The sequence below is a fragment of the Alcanivorax sp. UBA3183 genome, from assembly GCF_002364155.1.
Lineage (GTDB): Bacteria > Pseudomonadota > Gammaproteobacteria > Pseudomonadales > Alcanivoracaceae > Alcanivorax > Alcanivorax jadensis.
Genome location: NZ_DEXN01000046.1, coordinates 3,549 through 5,746, shown reverse-complemented (window position 1 = coordinate 5,746; position 2,198 = coordinate 3,549). Strand labels below are relative to the sequence as shown.

Sequence of the window (2,198 nt, the reverse complement as noted above, 5' to 3'; positions counted from 1 at the left end):
CCATGCGAGCATAGCTCCTACGGCGGGCCGCCGTTAGGGCATCAACGGCGGCAGTTCCTTGTTGAGCTTCATTTTCTCTTTCACCGCATCACCGGTGAGCGCGTAGCCCTGCAGGCTGCCATCCTTGCCACGGAACAGGGCCTGGACGTTGTTGCCGTCTTCCTGGATTTCCCATTCGCCGTTGTCGGCATCTGCCGGCGGGCACACCACCACCGGGCAGGCCGGGGTCTTGATGGTGACCGGCATGACACCGTAGCTCACTGCAGTGGTTTCACCGGCCAGGGTCTTGGCCAGGGCACGGGCGGAGGCCATCAGCGGCAGCACGTAGGGCAGCACGTGACCCTGCACTTCAGCGCAGTCGCCCAGGGCGTAGATATCCTCAGCGCTGGTCTGCAGAGTCTTATCGGTGATGATGCCACGGTTGATGGCCAGGCCGGCTTCCTTGGCCAGGGCAATACGCGGACGCAGGCCGATAGCGGACAGCACCACGTCGGACTCGATACGGGTGCCGTCGGACAGCTCGGTGATCAGCTGATTGTTATCACCGTGGTTCACCGCCTGGGCCAGAGGACCAAACTGGAAGGTCACGCCCAGATCCGCCAGACCCCGGCCGACTGCCGCAGATGCCGGCTCGGGCAGTAGCAGCGGCAGGCAGCGCCCCTGGGGCTCCACCAGAGTCACCTCATAACCACCGTTGGACAGATCGTTGGCAAATTCACAGCCGATCAGGCCACCACCCAGAATGGTGACTTTCTTTGCCCCCTTCAGGGCGGTGCGGAATTTGCCGTAGTCCATCAGATCGTTGACGGAGAACACATCGCCCACAGCATCGCCTTCCAGCGGCGGGGTCCAGGTATCAGCCCCCAACGCCAGCACCAGCTTGCTGTAGTCCAGGTGGTCGTCCGGCAGCAGTACACGCTTGCCGGAGGGGTCGATTTCCGCCACATGCACGTCGGTGCGCACTTCCACATTGAACTGCTCGGCAACCTTTTCCGGCGTGGCCATGCACAGGTCATCAGCGGTTTTTTCCTTGGTAAAACCGGCGGACAGCATGGGCTTGGAATAGTTACGGCCGTCGTCGCTGGTGATCACAACGATGGGCGTTTCCTTGTCCAGCTTGCGGAATTCCTTGACGGTATTAAAGCCGGCAAGGCCGGAACCGATGATGACGATAGGTTGCATGAACAGTCCTTGATTAATCAGTGAACGGGCAGAATGACCGTAGCAGTGGCTCAGATTTCCACCATTTCGAAATCGTCCTTGCCCACGCCACAATCCGGGCAGACCCAGTCTTCCGGCACATCATCCCAGGCCGTACCGGGGGCAATACCCTCATCGGGCAGACCTTCGGCTTCGTCATAGATGAAACCGCACACTACGCATTCCCACTTCTTCATCGTGAACCTCGTCGAATTGGAGTAAGTACTCGCTTACTCTGCTACATACAGGGTGTATCTCGGGGGGCGATAACCTATCGGCGCACGCCCGAAAAATCAATGACATTGGGCACTGGCACGCATTGGCGCCGGGGTCCATTTGCCTGGCCCAAGGCCATTATCGCTTGCCGGCAAGCGCTCGCAGACCGGCGCGCTGCTGACTTGCCCTGAGTCACTGCTTGCGCCATAGTCCTGCGGCCTGCGATGTTGAGAGACCCATGCTGCCTGCCGCCCTGCATCCTGACAGCCTTTGGCGCCCGCTGGAACAGCTGGTGCTGCCGCCCCGTATCCGTGAGTGGATGGCGGATCCGGCGTCCCTGACCCTGCGTCTGAAGCGCCACGGCCAGTTCCGGGTGGAGCCTGGCTACCACGCCATCAGCTTTCCCCGAGCCGACGAACGGCAACTGCTGGACCTGGCTCCCCGGCGGGCGGCACTGATCCGCGAGGTCACTCTGCTGCTGGACGACACCCCGGTGGTGGCCGCCCGCAGCGTTCTGCCCCTGACCAGCCTCACCGGCGCCAATCGCTCCCTGGGCCATATGGGTAGCCGCTCCCTGGGCCTGGAACTCTACAAACGCCCCACCTGCCTGCGCGACCAGGTCTGGGCCCGCCTTGGAAGCCCTGCAGAAGCCATGCCAGTGTGCTGGGGGCGCCAGTCCCGTTTCATCAAACGCGGTGAGCCGTTGCTGGTAGCAGAATACTTTCTGCCGGCACTGTGGGAGAAGGTGGGCGCTACTAGCGTTTCTTCACTGCTGTAGGAGC

3 protein-coding genes are annotated in these 2,198 nt (G+C 61.9%); 1 reads left to right on the top strand and 2 read right to left on the bottom strand.

Annotated elements, in window-relative coordinates; all coding sequences use genetic code 11:
- Positions 1 to 33: 33 nt before the first annotated feature.
- Together B3Q33_RS14430 and rd are read right to left on the bottom strand one after the other, a co-directional pair.
- Positions 34 to 1,182 carry an NAD(P)/FAD-dependent oxidoreductase gene (locus tag B3Q33_RS14430; RefSeq protein ID WP_272962623.1) on the bottom strand — a complete coding sequence of 383 codons (1,149 nt, stop codon included), beginning with the start codon at positions 1,180 to 1,182 and terminating at the stop codon, positions 34 to 36.
- 50 nt (positions 1,183 to 1,232) lie between these two features.
- Complete coding sequence (rd, locus tag B3Q33_RS14425) at positions 1,233 to 1,397, bottom strand: rubredoxin (RefSeq protein ID WP_035245853.1); 165 nt, start codon at positions 1,395 to 1,397, stop codon at positions 1,233 to 1,235.
- A gap of 257 nt (positions 1,398 to 1,654) precedes the next feature.
- Between rd and B3Q33_RS14420 the strand changes: the two genes are divergently transcribed.
- Positions 1,655 to 2,194 (top strand): chorismate--pyruvate lyase family protein, encoded by a 540-nt coding sequence (locus tag B3Q33_RS14420; protein ID WP_035245852.1) that lies wholly within the window; start codon positions 1,655 to 1,657, stop codon positions 2,192 to 2,194.
- Positions 2,195 to 2,198: the final 4 nt, after the last annotated feature.

Coding starts and splice junctions, on each gene's coding strand:
- rd (WP_035245853.1), bottom strand. CDS start 1,397: ATGAAGAAGTGGGAATGCGTAGTGTGCGGTTTCATCTATGACGAAGCC.
- B3Q33_RS14420 (WP_035245852.1), top strand. CDS start 1,655: ATGCTGCCTGCCGCCCTGCATCCTGACAGCCTTTGGCGCCCGCTGGAA.
- B3Q33_RS14430 (WP_272962623.1), bottom strand. CDS start 1,182: ATGCAACCTATCGTCATCATCGGTTCCGGCCTTGCCGGCTTTAATACC.